Annotated in this window: 18 protein-coding genes; 13 read left to right on the top strand and 5 right to left on the bottom strand. The window is 71.2% G+C overall.

The genetic code is table 11. The features are described 5' to 3' along the window. Positions 1-80: 80 nt before the first annotated feature. From AB0J42_RS29015 to AB0J42_RS29000, 4 genes are all read left to right on the top strand, one after another. Entirely contained in the window at positions 81-689 is a 609-nt protein-coding gene (locus AB0J42_RS29015) for a hypothetical protein (RefSeq protein ID WP_364299897.1), read from the top strand. A gap of 347 nt (positions 690-1036) precedes the next feature. Then, on the top strand, positions 1037-1372 hold the full coding sequence (locus tag AB0J42_RS29010) for a PadR family transcriptional regulator (RefSeq protein ID WP_364299895.1): 336 nt from the start codon (positions 1037-1039) through the stop codon (positions 1370-1372). Then, positions 1369-2286, top strand: a complete 918-nt coding sequence (locus tag AB0J42_RS29005) for a permease prefix domain 1-containing protein (RefSeq protein ID WP_364299893.1) — start codon at positions 1369-1371, stop codon at positions 2284-2286. The genes AB0J42_RS29010 and AB0J42_RS29005 overlap by 4 nt, the downstream gene beginning before the upstream one ends. Next, entirely contained in the window at positions 2283-3245 is a 963-nt protein-coding gene (locus AB0J42_RS29000) for an NAD(P)-dependent alcohol dehydrogenase (RefSeq protein WP_364299891.1), read from the top strand. Before AB0J42_RS29005 ends, AB0J42_RS29000 begins: the two co-directional genes overlap by 4 nt. Before the next feature lie 320 nt (positions 3246-3565). Here AB0J42_RS29000 and AB0J42_RS28995 read toward each other — a convergent pair whose 3' ends face one another. Next, positions 3566-4750 carry an FAD-dependent oxidoreductase gene (locus AB0J42_RS28995; RefSeq protein ID WP_364299889.1) on the bottom strand — a complete coding sequence of 395 codons (1185 nt, stop codon included), beginning with the start codon at positions 4748-4750 and terminating at the stop codon, positions 3566-3568. Positions 4751-4823: 73 nt separating this feature from the next. Beyond that, positions 4824-5519 (bottom strand): helix-turn-helix domain-containing protein, encoded by a 696-nt coding sequence (locus tag AB0J42_RS28990; RefSeq protein WP_364299887.1) that lies wholly within the window; start codon positions 5517-5519, stop codon positions 4824-4826. A gap of 102 nt (positions 5520-5621) precedes the next feature. Between AB0J42_RS28990 and folE the strand changes: the two genes are divergently transcribed. Both folE and AB0J42_RS28980 read left to right on the top strand, forming a co-directional pair. Next, on the top strand, positions 5622-6173 hold the full coding sequence (gene folE / locus AB0J42_RS28985) for a GTP cyclohydrolase I FolE (protein ID WP_364299885.1): 552 nt from the start codon (positions 5622-5624) through the stop codon (positions 6171-6173). Further along, on the top strand, positions 6170-6526 hold the full coding sequence (locus AB0J42_RS28980) for an arsenate reductase family protein (protein WP_364299883.1): 357 nt from the start codon (positions 6170-6172) through the stop codon (positions 6524-6526). The genes folE and AB0J42_RS28980 overlap by 4 nt, the downstream gene beginning before the upstream one ends. Here the strand turns inward: AB0J42_RS28980 and AB0J42_RS28975 are convergent. Continuing rightward, on the bottom strand, positions 6515-7426 hold the full coding sequence (locus AB0J42_RS28975) for a lytic transglycosylase domain-containing protein (RefSeq protein ID WP_364299881.1): 912 nt from the start codon (positions 7424-7426) through the stop codon (positions 6515-6517). The genes AB0J42_RS28980 and AB0J42_RS28975 overlap by 12 nt on opposite strands. 82 nt (positions 7427-7508) lie before the next feature. Between AB0J42_RS28975 and AB0J42_RS28970 the strand changes: the two genes are divergently transcribed. From AB0J42_RS28970 to AB0J42_RS28960, 3 genes are all read left to right on the top strand, one after another. Then, complete coding sequence (locus AB0J42_RS28970) at positions 7509-7811, top strand: 4a-hydroxytetrahydrobiopterin dehydratase (protein ID WP_364299879.1); 303 nt, start codon at positions 7509-7511, stop codon at positions 7809-7811. Between the two features lie 79 nt (positions 7812-7890). Continuing rightward, positions 7891-9270, top strand: a complete 1380-nt coding sequence (locus AB0J42_RS28965; RefSeq protein WP_364299877.1) for an AAA family ATPase — start codon at positions 7891-7893, stop codon at positions 9268-9270. Beyond that, on the top strand, positions 9264-10457 hold the full coding sequence (locus tag AB0J42_RS28960; RefSeq protein WP_364299875.1) for a tetratricopeptide repeat protein: 1194 nt from the start codon (positions 9264-9266) through the stop codon (positions 10455-10457). The genes AB0J42_RS28965 and AB0J42_RS28960 overlap by 7 nt, the downstream gene beginning before the upstream one ends. Positions 10458-10460: 3 nt before the next feature. On the opposite strand, the gene AB0J42_RS28955 is transcribed toward AB0J42_RS28960, so the two are convergent. Beyond that, a complete protein-coding gene (locus tag AB0J42_RS28955; RefSeq protein WP_364299873.1) occupies positions 10461-12578 on the bottom strand; it encodes an MMPL family transporter in 2118 nt (705 codons plus the stop codon). A gap of 123 nt (positions 12579-12701) precedes the next feature. On the opposite strand from AB0J42_RS28955, the gene AB0J42_RS28950 reads away from it, so the two are divergent. The 4 genes from AB0J42_RS28950 (at position 12702) to AB0J42_RS28935 (ending at position 17726) form a co-directional block, all read left to right on the top strand. After that, entirely contained in the window at positions 12702-13169 is a 468-nt protein-coding gene (locus AB0J42_RS28950; protein WP_364299871.1) for a MarR family transcriptional regulator, read from the top strand. A gap of 499 nt (positions 13170-13668) precedes the next feature. After that, entirely contained in the window at positions 13669-16017 is a 2349-nt protein-coding gene (locus AB0J42_RS28945; RefSeq protein WP_364299869.1) for an FtsX-like permease family protein, read from the top strand. Positions 16018-16028: 11 nt separating this feature from the next. Continuing rightward, the gene (locus tag AB0J42_RS28940) at positions 16029-16790 is read left to right on the top strand and encodes an ABC transporter ATP-binding protein (protein ID WP_364299867.1); all 762 of its coding nucleotides are present in this window, start codon (positions 16029-16031) and stop codon (positions 16788-16790) included. 102 nt (positions 16791-16892) lie between these two features. Next, the gene (locus AB0J42_RS28935; RefSeq protein ID WP_364299865.1) at positions 16893-17726 is read left to right on the top strand and encodes an SAM-dependent methyltransferase; all 834 of its coding nucleotides are present in this window, start codon (positions 16893-16895) and stop codon (positions 17724-17726) included. Between the two features lie 101 nt (positions 17727-17827). Here AB0J42_RS28935 and AB0J42_RS28930 read toward each other — a convergent pair whose 3' ends face one another. Continuing rightward, positions 17828-18778 (bottom strand): NmrA/HSCARG family protein, encoded by a 951-nt coding sequence (locus tag AB0J42_RS28930; protein ID WP_364299999.1) that lies wholly within the window; start codon positions 18776-18778, stop codon positions 17828-17830. Positions 18779-18815: the final 37 nt, after the last annotated feature.

Below are 18815 nucleotides of genomic sequence, written 5' to 3'. Positions count from 1 at the left end.
TGAAAGATCAGGCGCGGGAATGCCGGCCTTGTAAAGATCGTTTCCGCCTGAGGTGGGTGACTGCGACCAGGGAGGCGTACGTGGGGCTCACGCCACAGAGTCATTCATGGCAGTGGGGCAAGGCACGCACAGAGCTGCAGGTCATCGCGGTTACAGCGGCGGCCCCGCTCCTCATTCTCGGCGTCGGGACCGCGTTCCTGCTGGGCTTCTCCTGGCGCGGGTTCTTATGGGATCTGGGGTTGGGCGCCCTGACCTCGGGGGTGCCGCCCTTGCTGGTCTTCCTGCCGGGGCGGCTGTCATCGAGCCTGACGGACCCTGCTCTGGCACGCCCCGCGACATCGGTTCTGCTCCTGCGGGCGGGCGTGCTCATCGAGTTCGCCCGTTTCGGCGTTGTGACGCTCCAAGATGTGCAGCTTCGTGATGCGGTCTGGCTGGGGCTCGGCATTCAGTTCCTCAACGTGCTGGCCAGCCTCACGTTTTACGCGGTCAAAGTGAGCCTTCGCCCGTCTCCGCTCGACCCGGAGCAGGCTGCGGCAGGCCGCGCGGATCCGCGCTCCTACGGGCAGCGCGTATTCCGCTTCGGCCGCAACACGCTGGTGGAGGTGGGACTCTCACGACTGCTGGCGTTGAGCCCGTGGTTGGCCTTTGTCACCGTTCCCGTGGGCGCATGTCAGGCACGCCGCACATAATTTCGCACACGCGATGCCGCGTTTCCACGGCGGGCACCCCGTGCGCCCCTGCTGAATTTCGGCCCGGATAAGCACCTGCCTGCCCGAGTTCCCGCCCCTCACCCACGAATGTTCAGGCGGCTCGCGTGGGGCGACAGCCGCCGGGCGCAGCCCGGCCCCAGGAAAAACGTCCGAGCGACAGCGAGGGCCTTTGTGGACGGGTGGGCTGACGGGGTCAAGGGATGCCCTGGGCAAGGGGTGGGTTGACGGGGACAAGCTGCTCGGGATGCCCCAGGTAGCCGGTTGTCACTTCAGCGCGGCACCCAAGCCGTTGCCAATGGTGTGTGGCACACAGTATCGTGCGAGGCGTGATAGAGGATGACGTACTGGCTACGCACCGTCAGGAGATTCGGCGCGGCACGATCGTGCTGGCCTGTCTGCTGATCCTGCGCCGCCCCGGTTACGGATACGCGCTGCTGGAGACGCTGGAGAGCTGCGGGTTCACGGTGGACGCCAACACGCTGTACCCGCTGCTGCGCCGCCTGGAGAAACAGGGCCTGCTGACCGCCGAGTGGAACACCGACGAGTCACGCCCGCGCAAGTACTACGTCACCAGCCCCGACGGCGCCGCGCTGGCCGACATCCTGTCCCGCGACTGGGACGAGCTGAACACCGCCTTCTCCAAGCTCAGGGACGACGAATGACGACGCTCACCGACCGTTACGTGGCCGAGGTCCTGCGCGGCATCCCCGAAAGCCAGCGGGACGACATCGAGCGGGAGCTGCGGTCCTCGATCGCGGACGCCGTCGAGGTGCGGCTCCGTACGGACGAGGACGAGGAGAAGGCGGAGGTGGAGGCGCTCACCGCGCTGGGCGACCCGGCGCGCCTGTCCGCCGAGTACGCGGGCCGCCCGCTGTACCTGATCGGCCCGGGCCTCTACCTGAGCTACACCCGCCTGCTGAAGACGCTGCTGACCACCGCCGTCCCGCTGGTGCTGGTAGGCGCGAGCGCGGCGGGCTTCGCCGGGGGCGGGACGGTCGGTCAGGTGCTGTGGGACGCGGCCGGGACGGCACTGACGGTGGCGATGCACGTCGCGTTCTGGGTGACGGCGGTGTTCGCGGCCGTCCAGCGGGTCCCGAAAGCACGTGACCGGCGGCTGAAGCGCTGGGTCCCGGCCATGCTGCCGGAGCTGCCCGCGCAGCGGATCGACCGCCTGTCGCTGGTCGGCGGGACGTCGATCGCGACGGTGCTGATCTGCCTGCTGGTGCTGGTCCAGCTGTACGGGCCGGTCCCGGTGATCTCGCCGGGGCTGTGGGAGTCCGGCTGGCTGTATCTGGCGGTGGTGTTCGCGGCCGTACGGATCGGCTTCGACCTGGTCGGCTACTACCTCGGCTGGGGTGTGCCGCAGGCGGTGGCGAACGCGGTGATGGGGCTGGCGTTCGCCGTGCTCGGCGGCTGGGTGACGGCGGGCGGGCTGCTGCTGAACGACGCGTTCCTCACGGCGATGGGCTGGCCGGAGGGCGTGGTGGTGTGGGTGGTCGTCATCGCCGTGGTGCTCATGGCCCTGAACGACAGCGTGAACGGTTTCGTCAGGGCGCTACGGAGGAGGACGGCATGAAAGCGATCACCCAGCGAATCTACGGCCCTCCCCGGGAGGTGCTGACGGTCGGCGAGGCCGACCGGCCGGTCCCCGGTGACGGTGAGGTCCTCGTCCGCGTACGGGGATCATCGGTGAGCTTCGGCGACTGGGCCACCACCCGCGGCATGCCCTACCTGGGAAGACTGGCTTTCGGCCTGCGCCGCCCCCGCCACTCGGTGCCCGGTCACGACCTGGCCGGCGTGGTGGAGGCCGCCGGGCCGGGGGTGACCCGGTTCGGCCCGGGTGACGAGGTGTACGCGGAGGTCTGGGCCGGGGCTTATGCCGAGTACGCGCTCGTACGGGAGGATCGGCTGGCCGCCAAGCCGGGCAACCTCACGTTCGAGGAGGCGGGCACGGTGCCCGTGGCGGGCAACACGGCGCTGGGCGGGCTGCGGGGCGTGACCGCCGGGCAGCGAGTCCTGATCAACGGCGCGTCCGGCGGGGTGGGCACGTTCGCCGTGCAGATAGCGAAGGCACTGGGCGCCGAAGTCACCGGCGTGTGCAGCACCAAGAACGTCGAACAGACCCGCACACTCGGCGCGGACCAGGTGATCGACTACACGCGCCAGGACTTCACCCAGCACGGAGACCGCTACGACCTGATCTTCGACCTGGTGGGCAACCGCTCGTTGAAGGAGCTGGTGAGCGTCCTCACCCCGAAGGGCGTGCTCGTCATGTCGTCCGGCGGCGGCAGCCGGTGGTTCGGGCCGCTGGGCCGCAGCATGGGGTTCATGGTGCGGTCGCCCCTCATCAAACCCAAGATCTCTTGGTACATGGCGTCGCCGCAGGCCGGCAACCTGGTGACGCTGGCGGAGCTCATCGAGTCCGGGGCGGTCCGCCCGGCCGTGGAGTGCGTCTACCCGCTAAGCGAGGTGCCCGAGGCGGTGCGCCACTTCGAGGAGCGGCACGCCCGGGCGAAGATCGCCATCGCCGTTTGACATCCTCCCCGCGCTGAAGCCCGGGGATTCCACGCGTGGACGAGATGGTGGCGGTGTCGGACGGTCAGTCCGGTACGGGTAAGGGTGGTACGGCTGAGGTTGTGGCTGAGCCCTTCAGTGTGACCACACCCACGTTTTCCCTGGATCAGCCAGGCGGCTTACGTGGGGCGACAGCCGCCGGGCCCCAGGAAGAACGTCCGAGCGACAGCGAGGGCCTTTGTGGACGGGCGGGCTGACGGGGTCAAGGGATGCCCCGGGCAAGGTGTGGGTTGAGGGGCCAGGCGGCCGGGCCCCACGGTTGGAGGGGCCCGGCCGTTACGTTATGCGAGGGTGTCGGCGAGTGGGATGGTCGGGTCGGCCAGCTTGGCCCGGTCGGCGGGGGCGCCGGAGTTGATCAGGGCCTTGATGTCGTCGGTGACGTCCCAGATGTTGACGTTCATGCCGGCCACGACCTTGCCGTCGGACAGCCAGAAGGCGATGTACTCGCGGCCGGCGAGGTCGCCCCGGATCACCACGTCGTCGGCCTGGCCGGGGCGGACGTAACCGGTGTACTCCATGCCGAGGTCGTACTGGTCGGTGTAGAAGTAGGGCAGCCGGTCGTAGGTGGCGTCCTGGCCGAGCATGGCGCGGGCGGCGACGGCGGGCTGGTTGAGGGCGTTCGCCCAGTGTTCGACCCGGATGTGGGTGTCGAGCAGCGGGTGGTGGGCGCGGGCCACGTCGCCGGCGGCGAAGATGTCGGGGTCGGAGGTGCGGAGCGAGGCGTCCACGAGCACGCCGTCGTCGACCTGGAGCCCGGCCGCGGCGGCGAGCCGGGTGTCGGGTTCGACGCCGATGCCGGCGATGACGGCGTCGGCCTCGACGCGGGTGCCGTCGGCGAGGCGGACGCCTCCGGAGATCTCCTCGACCTTGACGCCGAGCCGCAGGTCGACGCCGTTGGCGCGGTGGAGGTCGGCGAAGGCCGCGCCGATCCGTTCGCCGAGGACGCGCAGCAGCGGCTGGCTTCCGGCCTCCAGCACGGTGACGTCGACGCCGGCGGCGCGGGCGGCGGCGGCCACTTCGAGGCCGATCCAGCCCGCGCCGACGATGGCGATCCGGGAGGCGCTGGCCAGCACGTCGCGGAGGCGTTCGCTGTCGTCGACGGTGCGCAGGTAGAGGGCGTCGCCGGGCAGGCGGCGCGGGGTGGCGCCGGTGGCGAGCAGCAGCTTGGCGTAGCCGAGTTTGTCGCCGGTGGACAGGGTGACTTCGTGGGCGGCGCGGTCGATGGCGGTGACCGAGGTGCCGGTGAGGACCTCGACGCGCTGGTCGGCGTACCAGGCGGCGTCGTGGACGAAGATCTTCTCGCGTTCGGACTTGCCTTGCAGGTAGGACTTCGAGAGCGGCGGGCGCTCGTACGGCAGGTGCGGCTCCGCGCCCACCACGACGAGGCGGCCTTCGTAGCCCTGCTCGCGCAGCGCCTGCGCGGCCTTGGCGGCGGCCAGGCCGCCGCCGACGATCACGTACGTCATCAGGAACCTCCGAGGAAACCCCCGCTTTCAGGCAGGGGAGGTCGGTGAAGCGGGAACTCGTCGGGCGGGGCGGTCATCGGGTGCCTCTCAGTTCGACGCAGCAGGCGTCGGGCCGCGGGGCCAGGACGGCCTCGGCGGCGGGCGCGTCCAGCCCGTGGAGGAACCCGGCGAGCAGCGCGTGGTTGATCGCGCACACCAGGCCGGGGTCCTGGGCCGCCAGCGGGTGGAACGGGCAGTTGCGCAGCCGCAGCAGGTCGGGGGCGACCCGGACGGGTTCGAAACCGTACCGTTCGAGCACCCGCGCCGCGCAGGTCAGCGCGCGCTCGGCGCCGAGCCGGCCGGGGCGGGCCCGGTCGCGCTCGGCGGCGCCCAGCGCGCGGCCGTGCTCTTCGGCGGTGCGGAGCGCGGCCTCCCGGGCGGTCTCGTCCGCATGCTGGTCGCGGACGGCCTCCAGGAGGATGGCGGCGAGCAGTTCGTGCTCGCGCGGTGGGATGCTGACCCGTACGTCGAGGCCGGTGGGCTGGTAGACCTTGGGCGCCCGGCCGACGGGGCGCGGCTCCCCCGGGCGGCCGTAGCCGGCCGACAGCAGGCCGACGGCGACGAGTTTGTCGAGGTGGAAGGCGGCGAGCTTGCGTGAGATGCCGACGCTTTCGGCGGCCTCGTCGCGGGTGACGGGACGGCCGGAGCGCCGGATGAAGTCGTACATGCGACGCCGCAGGTCGTCGCCGAGTACGGCGACGGCCGCGCGAGCTTGCTCGGCCCCCGTCACGCCATCAGATTAACACCCAAAGGCGCTAGTGAAAAAGACCATATTGACCCAATATATCGATATAGCTAATGCTTATTGGTGAAAAAGGGAGGTGGCCACGCGATGGACCTGGCCGAGGCCGAGCAAGCGGCCGAGCGATTCCTGACGGCGCTCGGTATCGACACCGAGGACGAAAGCCTGCGCGAGACCCCGCGCCGGATGGCGCACGCCTACGCGGAGATGCTCAGCCCGCGGCCGTTCGAGCTGACCACCTTCCCCAACGACGAGGGCTACGACGAGCTGGTCCTGGTACGGGCCATCCCGCTGCGCTCGATCTGCGAGCACCACCTGCTGCCCTTCACCGGGCACGCGCACGTCGGCTACCTGCCCGGCAAGCGCATCGTCGGGCTGTCGAAGCTGGCCAGGATCGTGGAGCACTTCGCCTGCCGCCCCCAGGTGCAGGAGCGGCTGACCAGGCAGGTCGCCGGGTGGCTGCACGACCAGCTCGACCCCGAGGGGGTGGGCGTGGTGATCGAGGCCGACCACACGTGCATGACGCTCCGCGGCGTGCAGGCGCCCGGATCACGCACCTTCACCTCCACACTGCTCGGTACGCTTCGGGACGACGCCCAAGCCAGGGCGGAGTTCTTCGCTCTCACGGGACGGCCGAAATGATCGAGATCTGGATCAACCCCGACTGCTCCAAGTGCCGCGCCGCCCTGTCGGTCCTCGACGCCGAGCAGGCGGGCTACACCGTACGCCGCTACCTGGACGACCCGCCGACCGAGCAGGAGATCCGCGACGTGCTGGCCCGGCTGGGCCTGGAGCCGTGGGACATCACCCGCCACGGCGAGCAGGCCGCCGCCGAGCTGGGCCTCGACGCCTGGCCGCGCACCCCGGAGAGCCGCGACCGGTGGATCGGCGCGCTGGCGGCCCACCCCGTCCTCATCCAGCGCCCCATCATCACCGCCGCCGACGGGCACGCCGTGGTCGGCCGCACCGAGGAGGCGGTCCGGTCAGTCCTCTGACGGGCCGGTGACGCGGCGCTCGCCCTTGGTCGTGATCACGTACACCTGCCAGTTGTAGTACACGTAGTAGTTGACCGGATCCCGCTTGATCTGGCGGGCGTGCGCCTGGATGGCGTTCACGTACCGCTGGGAGGGGTTGTAGGCGTGCAGCGCGCGCTGATAGTCGCGCGGGGCGCCGGTGGCGCGCAGGTAGTTGGCGGCGGCCATGACCGAGTCGCGATGGTCCTGGACGTCGCCGCCCATCCCGTACGCCTTCCAGGTGGCGGGCATGAACTGCATCGGCCCCTGCGCGCCGACGTGGCTGGCCGAGCGGACCCGGCCGAACTTCGTCTCGGCGAACATGACCGCCGCCAGCACCTCCCACTCCACCCCGAAGCGGCGTTCGGCCTGCTTGAAGTAGCGCAGCAGTTCGGCGGCGGGGCGGGCGTCGCGCGTCCTGATGACCGACGCGCTCTTGACCGGGTGGGCGAGGGCCAGCAGCTCGCGGATGGCGTGGGTGTTGCCGCGGGCCTCGGAGGCCAGGCGGCGGGGCAGGCGGGCGAACGCCTTCTCGGCGATGTCCGGGTTGCGCGCGGCGAACCGGTAGATGCGCTGGTGGTAGAGGGCGAGGAGCTCCACGTCCGCGGGCGGCGCCTGCTTCTTGTCCCAGCCGCCGATGGCCTCGGCGAGCGCGGCGGTGGTCTCCTCCAGGGCCGCGGCCAGCTTCGCCGGGTCCTTGGGGATGCGCTCGCCGGGGCTGGGCAGGTCGGGTTCGGGCGTGGGCGTGGGCGTGGGGCTGGGCTCCGGGGTCGCTCGCGTGGTGGCGGGCGCGGCGGCGGGTGCGCTCTCCGACGGCGGGGTGGCGCAGCCCGCCGCGGCGGCGAGCAACGCGGCGGCCGTCACGACGCGGAAGCTTCGCATGGGCGGCCAATCTACCGGGTGTGTGAAGGCCCGTTCCGGTGGTAGCCGGAGGGTGACCGGCACCGAGCTCAGGGGGGACATCATGACCGATCTGCTCACCCGGGACGAGATCGACACCGCGCTGGCGGCGCTCGAAGGCTGGCACAGCGAGCGGGACGCCCTGGTCAAGGACGTGCCGATCACGCCGGACAGCTTCCGCTGGCTGACCGAGGCCGTGCAGAACGAGGCCGACGAGATGAACCACCACCCGGACATCGACCGGACCGACCGGGGCATCCGCTTCCGCCTCTCCACGCACAGCGCGGGCGGCGTCACGCCCAAGGACGTGGAGCTGGCGGCCCGCATCGACCAGGTTCTCAGCGGCGCGGCCCGCGACAAGGGCTGACAGCGCCCCGGCCCCAGTCCGATTTCGGTACCTTACGTAGTTCTGTAAGACCGAGATCACGACAGAAGGGACCGGGCACGTGGTCGACGACCCCGGTTTGAAGGCGCTCGCGGAGGCCGCGCGCCTCTCCCCGGACAACCTGCCGCTGCGCCGGCACCTGGCCGAGCAACTGCTAGGCAAGGGGTATCTCGCCGACGCCGAGGCCGAGTTCCGGGCCGCGCTCGTGCTCGCGCCGAAGGACCCGGACATCATGGCGGGGCTGGCCGAGGCGTTCGTCCGGCAGAGTTCCTACGGGGAGGCGCTGTCGGCGCTGGAGCCGCTGCTGTCGGAGGGCGGGTACCCGCCGCGGATCGGGGTGCTGGCGGCCCGCGCTCTGCTGGGTGAGGGCGACCTGCACAAGGCGGCCTTCCGCTACCACGAGGCGGTCTCGCGTGACCCGTCCGTCGCGGACCCGGAGCTGGCGGCCCGGCTGGCGGCGCCGCCCGTGGAGAGGGTCCCGGAGACCCCCGCCGCCGCGCCCGCCGAGGAGCCGGAGGAGGCCGCCTACCTGGCGCCCTCCGCCGTCACCCACGAGCAGTCCACGGCGGAGGTCGAGCGGTCGAAGTTCTCCTTCGCCGACGTCGCCGGGATGGAGGACGTCAAGGAAGCGCTCCGGGTCAAGCTGCTGCTGCCGATCCAGCAGCCCGAGCTGTTCGCCGCGTTCGGCAAGCGGGCCGGCGGCGGCGTGCTGCTGTACGGGCCGCCGGGCGCGGGCAAGACGCACCTGGCCAGGGCCGCCGCGGGCGAGCTGGGGGCGGCGTTCGTGACCGTCGGCCTGGCCGACATCCTCGACATGTACGTCGGCTCCAGCGAGCGGAACCTGCGCGCCACCTTCGACCTGGCCCGCCGCCACCGGCCGTGCGTGCTCTTCTTCGACGAGGTGGACGCGCTGGCCGGGCGCCGCTCCGACATGCGCCAGACGGCCAACCGGCAGCTCGTCAACCAGTTCCTGGCGGAGCTGGACGGCGTGGACCAGAGCGCGAACGAGGGCGTGCTGGTGCTGGCCGCCACCAACGCCCCCTGGTACATCGACGTGGCGTTCCGCCGGCCGGGCCGGTTCGACCAGCTCGTCTTCGTACCGCCGCCGGACGCGGAGGCGCGGGCGGCGATCCTGCGCATCCTCTGCCGCGACAAGCCGCTCGCGGAGGTGGACTTCGCCGCGGTGGCCAAGGTCACCGAGCAGTTCGTCGGCGCCGACCTCAAGGGCGTGGTGGACCGGGCGGTGGAGGCCAAGCTGCAGGAGTCGATCCGGGCGGGCCGGCCGATCCCGCTGTCGACCCGCGACCTGCTCACCGCGGCCAAGGCGGCCAGGCCCACGTCGGTGCGGGAGTGGATGGCCACCGCCCGCAACTACGTCATGCACGCCAACGAGTCGGGCGCCTGGGACGAGCTGATGCCCTACATCCAGCGCAAATGGTGAAGGTCGGCGACTCCCTGGAGCGGGGGCGGCTGTTACTGCAGATGGGCCGCCCGGAGGAGGCCGAGCGGCAGCTGCGCGGCGTCCTCGCCGAGGAGCCGCAGCACGCCGGCGCGCACGCGCTGCTCGGCCTGGCGCTGGTCCAGCAGGGCCGTACGGACGAGGCGCGGGAGGAGTCCAACGAGTCGGTACGGCTCGCGCCCGACCAGTACGTGACCCACTACCTGGCCGGGCAGGTGCTCTACCAGGCGCGGCTGGTGGACGAGGCGGCCCGCGCGATCGCCGCCTGCCTGCAGCTGGAGCCCGAGTACGCCCCCGCCTGGGAGCTGCTCGCCCGGGTGAACATGGCCCGGCGCGACTGGGCCCAGATGGCCGAGGCCGCCGAGCGCGGCCTGGCGGCGGAGCCGCAGAACGCGGACCTGGCGAGCCTGCTGGCGCTCGCCCTGACCCAGCTCGGCCAGGACGAGCGGGCCAGGGCCGCCGCCGCCCAGGCCGTGGGCAACGACCCGGAGAGCGCGCTGGCGCACTGGGCCTACGGCCGCGCCGCGCTGGGCACCGGCGACCCGAAGACGGCCGCGGAGTCGTTCCGCGAGGTGCTCCGGCTGGACCCGGGCTTCGACAGCGCCAGGGACCACCTGGTGCACGCGCTCAAGCAGCGCAACCCGGTCTACCGGCTGCTGTCGCGGCTGAGCTTCCGGGTGAGCTGGCGGCTGCTGTTCCTGCTGCCCGCGCTGCCGCCGGTCATCGCGGTCTTCATCCTCAGCGCGCTGCTGCACTGGGCGGCGTGGATCGCCGAGGCGGCGACCACGCTCCGGCTGGCCAGGGCCAAGTCGACCCGCCTGCTGTTCGAGGGGTCGGCCGCCCGGGTGGCCCTGCTCTGCTGCGGCGTGCTGGCGGCGGGGGCGGCCCTGCTCGGGGTGGGCATCGGGCTCGGCCAGGACGGGGTGTCGGTGGCCGGCGTCGCGGTGATGGCGCTGATCACCCCGATCCAGGAGGCCGCCCACACCGGCTCCCCGGTCGGGCGGCGCATCCTGTCGGGGTGGGCGATCCTGCTCGCCGCCGTCGTGGCCGCCGGGCTGGTCACCCTCTCCTTCCCCGTCGGGATCCTGACGGCCTACACCGCGCTGGCCACGATCTGGATCGCGTCGGGCGTACGGAAGATCTTCCGGCCGCGCGAGGCCGCCGCCTGACGGTCAGCGCGACAGCCGGCTCGGCCACCACATGCGGCGGCCGAGGTCCAGCGAGAGCGCGGGCACCAGCAGCGAGCGGACCACCAGGGCGTCCAGCAGGACGCCGAACGCCACCAGGAAGGCGAGCTGGAGCAGGAACAGCAGCGGCAGCACGGCGAGCGCGGCGAACGTGGCCGCCAGCACCACCCCGGCCGAGGTGATGACGCCGCCGGTGAGCGTGAGGGCGCGGAGCGTGCCCTCACGCGGGCCGTGCCCGATCGTCTCCTCGCGGGCCCGGGTCATCAGGAAGATGTTGTAGTCGATGCCCAGCGCCACCAGGAAGACGAACGCGAACAGCGGCACGCCCGGGTCCGCGCCCGGCAGGCCGAGCAGGTGGTCGAAGACCAGCGCGCCGACGCCGAGCGCGGAGGCGAACGAGAGCACCGTGGTCGCGACCAGCAGCAGCGGCGCCACCAGCGAGCGGAGCAGCACGATCAGCACCAGCAGCACGACCAGCAGCACGAGCGGGATCACCACCCGCAGGTCGCGCGCCGAGGTGTCGAGCGTGTCCAGGTTGACCGCGGCCGTCCCGCCGACCAGCGCGTCCGCTCCGGGCACCGCGTGCACGGCGGCGCGCAGGTCGCGGGTGATCTCCACGGCGGCGGTGGACTCGGCGGGCTCGGCGAGCGTGGCGTGCAGCAGCACCCGGCCGTCCACGACCTTGTCGGCCTGGGTGACCTCGGTGACGCCGGGCACCCCTTCGGCGGCGGCCTTGACCTGCTCGGCCCGGCCCGCCGAGGCCAGGATGGTGGCGGGGGTGGCCGAGCTGCCCGCGCCGAAGCCGCGCTCCAGCGTCCGCTGCCCGGCGACGGACTCCACCTCGGTGCGGAACACGTCGAGCTGGGAGGTGCCCTCCGCCTTGAACTGCGGCACGAACGCCGCCGCCGCGGCCAGCACCACCACGGTGATCATCCAGTACGCGCGAGGCCGGCGGTCCACCGAGCCGGCGATGCGGCCCCAGAGCCGGTGGCGGCCCACGACGGCGGCGGTCGAGTCGGCGTCCCCCTCCTGGGCTCCGAAGCGCGGCCGCACCGGCCAGAACGCGGCCCGGCCGAGCAGCAGGAGCACCGCGGGCAGGAACGTGAGCGCCGAGACGAGGGCGGCGCCGATGCCGAGCGCGGCCACCGGACCGAGGCCGCGGTTGGAGGCCAGGTCGCTGGCCAGCAGGCAGAGCACGCCGAGGATGACGGTGCCGCCGGAGGCGACGATGGGCTCGACGGTGCCGCGCACCGCGACCCGGATGGCCTCGACCGGCCGTTCTCGCTCGTACAGGGCCTCCCGGTAGCGGGCGACCAGCAGCAGGGCGTAGTCCGTGCAGGCGCCGACGACCAGGATGAACAGGATGCCCTGGCTCTGCCCGTTCAGCTCGATCCAGCCGGCGTCGGCCATCAGGTAGACGACGAAGGCGGCCAGCACGAGGGCGAGCATGGCGGCGACGATGACCACGAACGGCAGCAGCGGCGACCGGTAGACCGCGATGAGGATGATCAGCACGGCGCCGAGCGCCACGAACAGGAGGGTGCCGTCGATGCCGCCGAAGGCCGCGCCCAGGTCGGCGCCGAGCGCGGCGGGGCCGGCGACCTGCACGGTCGTGCCCTGGGCGGCGCTGTCCTGGAGCAGGGCGCGCAGGTTCTCGACGGCGACGTCCGCCTCGGCCTGGTCGCTGATCGGCACGATGAGCTGGGCCACGCTCCGATCCTCGGAGCCGGGGATCGGGCCCGCGACCTCGCCCTGCACCCAGGGCTCTCCGCCGATCTTCCGCGCGTCCTGGGCGATCTCGGCGAGCCGCTGCCCGTCGAGCGGCTGGTCGGCGGAGTAGACGACGAAGGCGGGGACCGCGCCGCTGTCCTCGAACGCCCGCCGCGCCTCCTGGACCTGGGTGGACTCGGCGCCGATCGGCAGGAAGGCGGACTGGTCGTTGGTCTGCACCTCGGTGAGCTTGCCCATGAACATGCCGAGCGGCCCGGCGCCGAGGAGCCAGACCAGCGCGAGCAGCACGGCCGCGCCGTACCAGGCCCGATGCCGCCGTGGCGGCGCTTGCTGCTCCGCCTCTTGCCGTGCGCGGACGCGGTCAACGGTCATCGAGCTGACTCCCCCGGTTATCGAGCTTCTCGAAAATCGAGCTTAATGGGCACGACGAACGGGCCGCGCAGCGCCCCTGCCCCTAGAATGGCGGGCGACACCGGGACGGCCGCTAGGAGAGAGATGGACACCTCGCGCGCCGGATCCCGTGAGCGCCTCTACCGCGACATCCAGCACGACGGGCAGCGCCTCGCCGCCGGACTCATCCGGCTGCTCCACACCATGTCGCTCGGCCTCGACCTCAACCCCACCGACTTCCAGGCGTACGCGCTCCTGCGCATCCAGGGGCCCATGACGCCCGGCGAGATCGCGCAGTGGCTCAAGCTCGCCACCGGCTCGGTGACCGTACTGATCGACCGGCTGGAAGCACGCGGGCTCGTCACCCGCGACCGCCACCCCGAGGACCGGCGCAAGGTCATCGTCCGCCCCGCCACCACCCCCGAGCCCGGCCCCGCCACCGGCGACCAGCTCGGCATCGCCCAGGCCATGCTGGCCCTGCACGAACGCTACTCCGAGGCCGAGCTGAAAGTCATCGCCGACTGGCTGCACCGCACCACCGAAACCCTGCACGACCTCGCCTCCCGCCGCTAGACGACCAGGCAGGCGCTGACACGGGCTGGGCGCCGCACTTCTGAGTTCTCACCGCCATTCTTTACCTGCGCGACATCCGCTGGATCGAGGCCACCGTGTCGCTCGGGTCACGCGTCTACCAGCTCAGCGACGGCGAGTGGTACGAGTGCGGCACGGCCTATCTCGACTCGATCCGAGGCGGCTGCGCGAGCTGATCGTGGCGCGGCCGGAGCTCGACCTGCCGCCGTGGCGCTCGTACGAAACCGAGGCGCAGGACAACGAGCGGGTGCAGGACCAACCAGGCGCTCGTCTCCACGCAGGCGCTTTACGAGGAGGCGGAGGCGCGGAAGAGGTTCAGCTCAGCGGCGGCCGGCTCGCGGTGCCGCCGGACTTCCGGCCCGCGAAGGTCCTGCCGGCGATCCTGAGTCAGGGTCCTGGTGCCGGCGAAATGGGGGCGATCCCCGATGTGCCCCGCCGCGGAGCTGATTAGTTTCCTCGGCATGACGAAGGGTGGCGGGCAGTGAATCTCCGGTACGCGCACCAGGACCTGATCAGGAACAGGGGCGTCAACCTCGCGCTCTTCGTGCTCCTGGTTCTCAGCGCGTCGCTGATGGCCACCGGGGCGATGGTGATGGAGCGGCTGGTCGGCTCGGTCGACCAGCTCTTCGAGGAGGCGAAGCCGCCGCACTTCCTGCAGCTTCACAAGGGGGGTTACGACCCGGACGCGCTGGCGCGGTTCGCCGGGAGCCGTCCCGAGATCGACGCGTGGCTCGTACAGGAGATGATCGCCTTCGACGGCGCCGCCGTCGGCTGGGAGCGCCCCGCGACGGGCGAGTCGGGGGATCTCGCCGCGAGCCTGATCGACAACCTCTTCGTGACGCAGAACCAGGGGTTCGACTTCCTGCTCGACGAGAGCGGGGCGATTCCGCGGCCCGCTCCCGGAGAGGTCTACGTCCCGGTGGCCTACCAGCAGAGTTTCGGCCTCCAGGCGGGTGATCGGCTCAGGATCAGGACGGACACCGGGGTCCACGCCTTCCAGGTGCGGGGGTTCGTCCGCGACGCGCAGATGGCGTCGTCGCTCTCCTCCGCCACGCGGTTCCTGGTCTCCGAAGCGGCCTTCCGGGACCTGACGCGGGCCGGCGGCGGCGTCCCGGAGATCATCGTCCAGTACCGGCTGAAAGATCCTTCCCTGGCGTCGGAGTTCCAGCGCGCCTACGAGTCGGACGGGGCGCTGCCGAAGAACGGTCAGGCGGTCACCTTCCAGATGATCCGCATGGTCAACGCTCTCGGGGACGGCCTGGTGGCGGTGGCCCTGGTGTTCGTGAGCCTGCTCCTCGTCGCGATCGCCATGCTCAACCTGCGGTTCGTGATCCGGGGGACGCTGGAGGACGACGTCCGCGAGATCGGCGCGATGAAGGCCATCGGCCTGCGGAGCAGCGCCATCGCCCGCCTCTACCTGGCGAAGTACCGGGTCATGACCCTTCTCGCGTGCGTCGCCGGCGGGGGGCTGGCCGTCGTCGCGACGCGGCTGCTGACCCGGGACGTCCAGGTCGACTACGCGGAGGCGCCGCCCGGCCTGGCCACCGTCCTGGTGCCGGTGCTCGCGCTGGTGCTCGTCTACCTGTTCGTCATCGGCCTCTGCCGGGGCGTGCTCAGGAAGGTCCGGAAGATCCAGGTCGTGCGGGCCCTGGTCCACGGCGAAACCCGCGACGAGCGGCGGGTCCCGCGGACGAGCCTCGCGTCCTTCCGCGGCGGGAACATCAACCGGCGCCTGGCACTCCTGGACCTCCGGGCCGAGGGCGGGCAGTGGGTCCTGATCCCCGTCGTCTTCTTCCTCACCACCGTTCTCATGACGCTCCCGGCGAACGTGTTCAGCACCTTCGCCAGCCCGAACTTCGTCACGTACCTCGGGGCCCAGGAAAGCGACCTCCGCGCCGATCTGCAGTTCTCGGACGAGCTCGACACCGTACGAGAAGATCTGCTCGCGAGCATGCGGACCGACGCGCGCCTGACGGACGTGCGCGTCTTCGCCACCATGCTGTACGAGACACGCGGCGAGGAAGGATGGGAGACCCTCCGCGTCGAAGTGGGCGACCACGCGAGCGGCACGGTCGAATACCTCCAGGGCACCCGGCCGGAAGCCGGGCAGATCGCGCTCTCCTACCTGAACGCCGAGAAGCACCGGCTCGCGCCCGGCGACGAACTGACCGTCCGCGACGGCGACGGCCCGAGGGCGCTCCTCGTCAGCGGCGTCTATCAGGACGTCACCAGCGGCGGCTTCACCGCCAAGATGCACGGCGAGGTCACGTCCGGCGCGGCCGGTTACGTCGTCTACGCCGACACGGCCGGCGGCGCGGACCCCGCCGCGGTCGCGGCCGACTACGGAGAGCGTTTCCCGTCGGCCGCCGTGGTCCCGATGCGGGAGTACGTGCAGCAGACGCTGTCGTACGTGACCGGCGCGTTCCGGAACGCGGCCGTCGTGGCCGGTGTCTTCGGGATCGGTGTCGCCCTGCTCATCACGGGCCTCTTCCTCAAGCTGCGGTTGACGAGAGAGCGGCGGAAGATGGGGGTCCTGTCGGCCGTCGGCTTCTCGGCGCGCGAGATCGTCACGCAGGTACGGGCGAAAACGGTCCTCGCGGTGGCCGCCGGGACCTCGCTGGGCGTGATCTTCGCCGCGACCGCCGGAGAGTCACTGGCCGGTGTCCTCATCTCCTCGGCGGGGCTGGGGATCGCGGATCTCACGTTCCTGCCGGAGCCGCTGCTCGTCTACGTGTGCTACCCGCTGGCCCTGGTCGGCGCCGGATATCTCGGTGCTGTGCTCCTCACCGCGCGGCTTCGCGGGGCCGACAAGAGTTCATGGCTGAAATGACAGGAAATTTCATGACACACCCCGTACTCGACGTCCGCGACGTGACCAAGACCTTCTTCACCACCGATCCCCCCGCCCAGGTCCTGAACGGCATCGACCTCACCGTCAGAGCGGGTGAATTTCTCGTCGTCATGGGTGCCTCCGGCTCCGGAAAGTCGACCCTTCTCTACTGCGTCAGCGGAATGGACCGGGTGACGGGCGGTGACGTTCTCCTGGAAGGCCGGGACCTGACCTCACTCGGCGACGACGAAATGAGCCGCGTCCGGCTGACCAAGATGGGCTTCGTCTTCCAGCAACCTTATTTCCTCAACAATCTGACCATCCGCGACAACATCCTCCTGCCCGCGCTCAAGGCGGCCCCGAAACGGAAGGACGCGGCCGTCGCCCGCGTCGACGCTCTCATGGACCGCTTCGGCATCGCCCACGTCGGCCGGCACGGCATCACCCAGGTCTCGGGCGGCCAGCTGCAACGCGCCTCGATCTGCCGCGCCCTGGCCTGCGAACCGTCCATCCTCTTCGCCGACGAGCCGACGGGCGCCCTGAACAGCAGCATGACCCTGGACGTCATGGACGCCCTCACCGACGTGCACCACGACGGCACCACGCTCGTCATGGTCACGCACGACCCCGCCTGCGCCGCGCGGGCCGACCGGGTGATCTACCTCCGGGACGGGCTGCTGATCGACTCCCGCGAACTCGGGCCGTGGACCAGGGAGCAGTCGGCGCAGCGCGAGGACGACCTGCTCACCTGGCTGAGAAAACTCGGCTTCTAACCTGAAACGCTTCACAACCCAGGACATATCGATATAGGGAAAGATTGCTCATGTTGTAGCGCAACAGTTTCGCCGAAGCCGAGAGGCAGACAGGAGTGGCCGGTGCCGGATACGACAGAGGCCCGGATCGCGGCCGCCGCGCGGATCAACACCGCGATGGCGCACCCCGCCCGGGTGTACGACTACTTATTGGACGGCAAGGACAACTTCGCGGCCGACCGCGAGGCCGCCGAGAAACTGATCGAGCTGTCCCCCGGCACCCGTGAGGGCGTCCGCGCCCACCGCGCGTTCCTCGGCCGGGCGGTCCGCTACCTCGCCGAGGCGGGTGTCGCGCAGTTCCTCGACATCGGCACCGGCATCCCCACCCAGGGCAACACCCACGAGATCGCGCAGCAGGTCAACCCCGAGGCACGGGTGGTCTACGTGGACAACGACCCGATCGTCCTGGTCCACGGCCGGGCTCTGCTGACCGGCAGCCCCGCCGGGAGGACCACGGTGATCGAGGCCGACCTCCGGCAGCCGGACGTGATCCTCTCCCACCCCGAGACCCGGGCGGTGATCGACTTCACCCGTCCGGTGGCCATCGTCCTGGCGGGCGTCCTGCACTTCATCACCGACCAGGAGGACCCGCACGGAGCGGTCGAGCACTACAAGAACGCCGTGCCCGCCGGCAGCCACCTCCTGCTGTCGCACATCACCCTCGACTTCGCGCCCCAGGTGCGCAAGGAAGACTTCACCAAGCCCTACGACAAGAGCAGCGCGCCCATGGTCCCCCGCACCCACGCCGAGGTGACCCGCTTCTTCGACGGCTGGAACGTGGTCGACCCGGGCGTCGTCGAGGTGGTCGACTGGCGGCCCGACGAGGGCGCGCAGCGCGAGGACATCCCGGGCGGTGGCCACGCCTGGGCCTACGGCGGGGTCGCCACCAAGCCCTGACGTCTGTAGTTGTACGAGCGAACCCCGCTTTCCCGGCACCAGGCGGGGTTTTCGCACGTCAGAGACCTTCGCGGCTTCACCAGGACCGCGGCCCTGCGGGTTCACCAGGACCGCGGCCCTGGCCCGCCCAGGGCGATCTCTGCCCACTGGCGGAAGCCGGTGACCGATATCCCCAGGTTCGCCGCGAAGGCGGGGCGCGCCGGTGCGGGATGCGTACTCATGTGCTGCTGCGCCTGGAAGAGCCCCATCACCAGTCCGTCCGCGAGAGCCTGTTCCGGGCTGGCCGGCAGCTCGATCGTCACGCCCAGGACCTCGGACAGAACCTGAGCGGCCGTACGGAAGCTCAGGACGTCACCGGCCAGTTCGAGCTCGACGCCGTGAAAACGCCGGGGCTCCGCGAACGCCGCGGCGGCGGCGGCTCCGATGTCATCGACGGCGACGAAGGGCAGCCGGGCGTCGGGATCGACTCCCACGAGGAGCCGGTCCGAGGTCCTGTCCGCGAAGTAGAACGACGGCCGGACGAAGTTCTCCATGAACGTGGCCGGTCGCAGGATCGTCCACCGCGGCAGGCCCCGCACGAGCTCCTCGACCGCGGCTTTGCCGCGCCAGTAGTGCCGCATGTGCGCACCCCAGCGCTGCTCGTCGAAGCGCTCGACGTCGACGGTGCCCGCGCCGGACACCGAGGTGTGCACGATGTGCTCGACGCCCGCCGCCCGGGCGGCCTCGACCAGGTTCCGCCCGTGCCGGACCTCGGAGTCTCCCGTCGGATCAGCGAGATCAGGCACCTGCACGGAGAACACCCCGCGGGCACCGGCTAGCGCGGCTCTCAGCGACGCGACGTCGTCGAGGTCGCCGCGCACCAGGACAGCGCCGAGAGACCCGAGTGCGGCGGCACGCTCGGAGCCGGGATCTCGCACCAGGGCGTGCACCGGAACACCGCCGCGAAGGAGCGCGCGAGCCACAGCGCCTCCCTGCTTGCCGGTCGCTCCAGTGACTAATACTCCAGCCGCATTTAGTGATCGATGATTCGTCGCTGTCGCTGGTAATGGCAGCGGCGGGCGCGGGCTTGATGCCGACGTCGCCACTGTG

The sequence above is a fragment of the Nonomuraea sp. NPDC049649 genome (assembly GCF_040675175.1).
GTDB lineage: Bacteria > Actinomycetota > Actinomycetes > Streptosporangiales > Streptosporangiaceae > Nonomuraea.
Note: the sequence above shows the minus strand (reverse complement) of the source record. Positions and strands in the feature narration are given on the sequence as shown.

Bases quoted from the DNA above. Each gene is read 5' to 3' on its own strand.
- AB0J42_RS29005 (WP_364299893.1), top strand. From the start codon at position 1,369: ATGACGACGCTCACCGACCGTTACGTGGCCGAGGTCCTGCGCGGCATC.
- AB0J42_RS29000 (WP_364299891.1), top strand. From the start codon at position 2,283: ATGAAAGCGATCACCCAGCGAATCTACGGCCCTCCCCGGGAGGTGCTG.
- AB0J42_RS28995 (WP_364299889.1), bottom strand. From the start codon at position 4,750: ATGACGTACGTGATCGTCGGCGGCGGCCTGGCCGCCGCCAAGGCCGCG.
- folE (WP_364299885.1), top strand. From the start codon at position 5,622: ATGGACCTGGCCGAGGCCGAGCAAGCGGCCGAGCGATTCCTGACGGCG.
- AB0J42_RS28980 (WP_364299883.1), top strand. From the start codon at position 6,170: ATGATCGAGATCTGGATCAACCCCGACTGCTCCAAGTGCCGCGCCGCC.
- AB0J42_RS28975 (WP_364299881.1), bottom strand. From the start codon at position 7,426: ATGCGAAGCTTCCGCGTCGTGACGGCCGCCGCGTTGCTCGCCGCCGCG.
- AB0J42_RS28970 (WP_364299879.1), top strand. From the start codon at position 7,509: ATGACCGATCTGCTCACCCGGGACGAGATCGACACCGCGCTGGCGGCG.
- AB0J42_RS28960 (WP_364299875.1), top strand. From the start codon at position 9,264: ATGGTGAAGGTCGGCGACTCCCTGGAGCGGGGGCGGCTGTTACTGCAG.
- AB0J42_RS28955 (WP_364299873.1), bottom strand. From the start codon at position 12,578: ATGACCGTTGACCGCGTCCGCGCACGGCAAGAGGCGGAGCAGCAAGCG.
- AB0J42_RS28950 (WP_364299871.1), top strand. From the start codon at position 12,702: ATGGACACCTCGCGCGCCGGATCCCGTGAGCGCCTCTACCGCGACATC.
- AB0J42_RS28940 (WP_364299867.1), top strand. From the start codon at position 16,029: ATGACACACCCCGTACTCGACGTCCGCGACGTGACCAAGACCTTCTTC.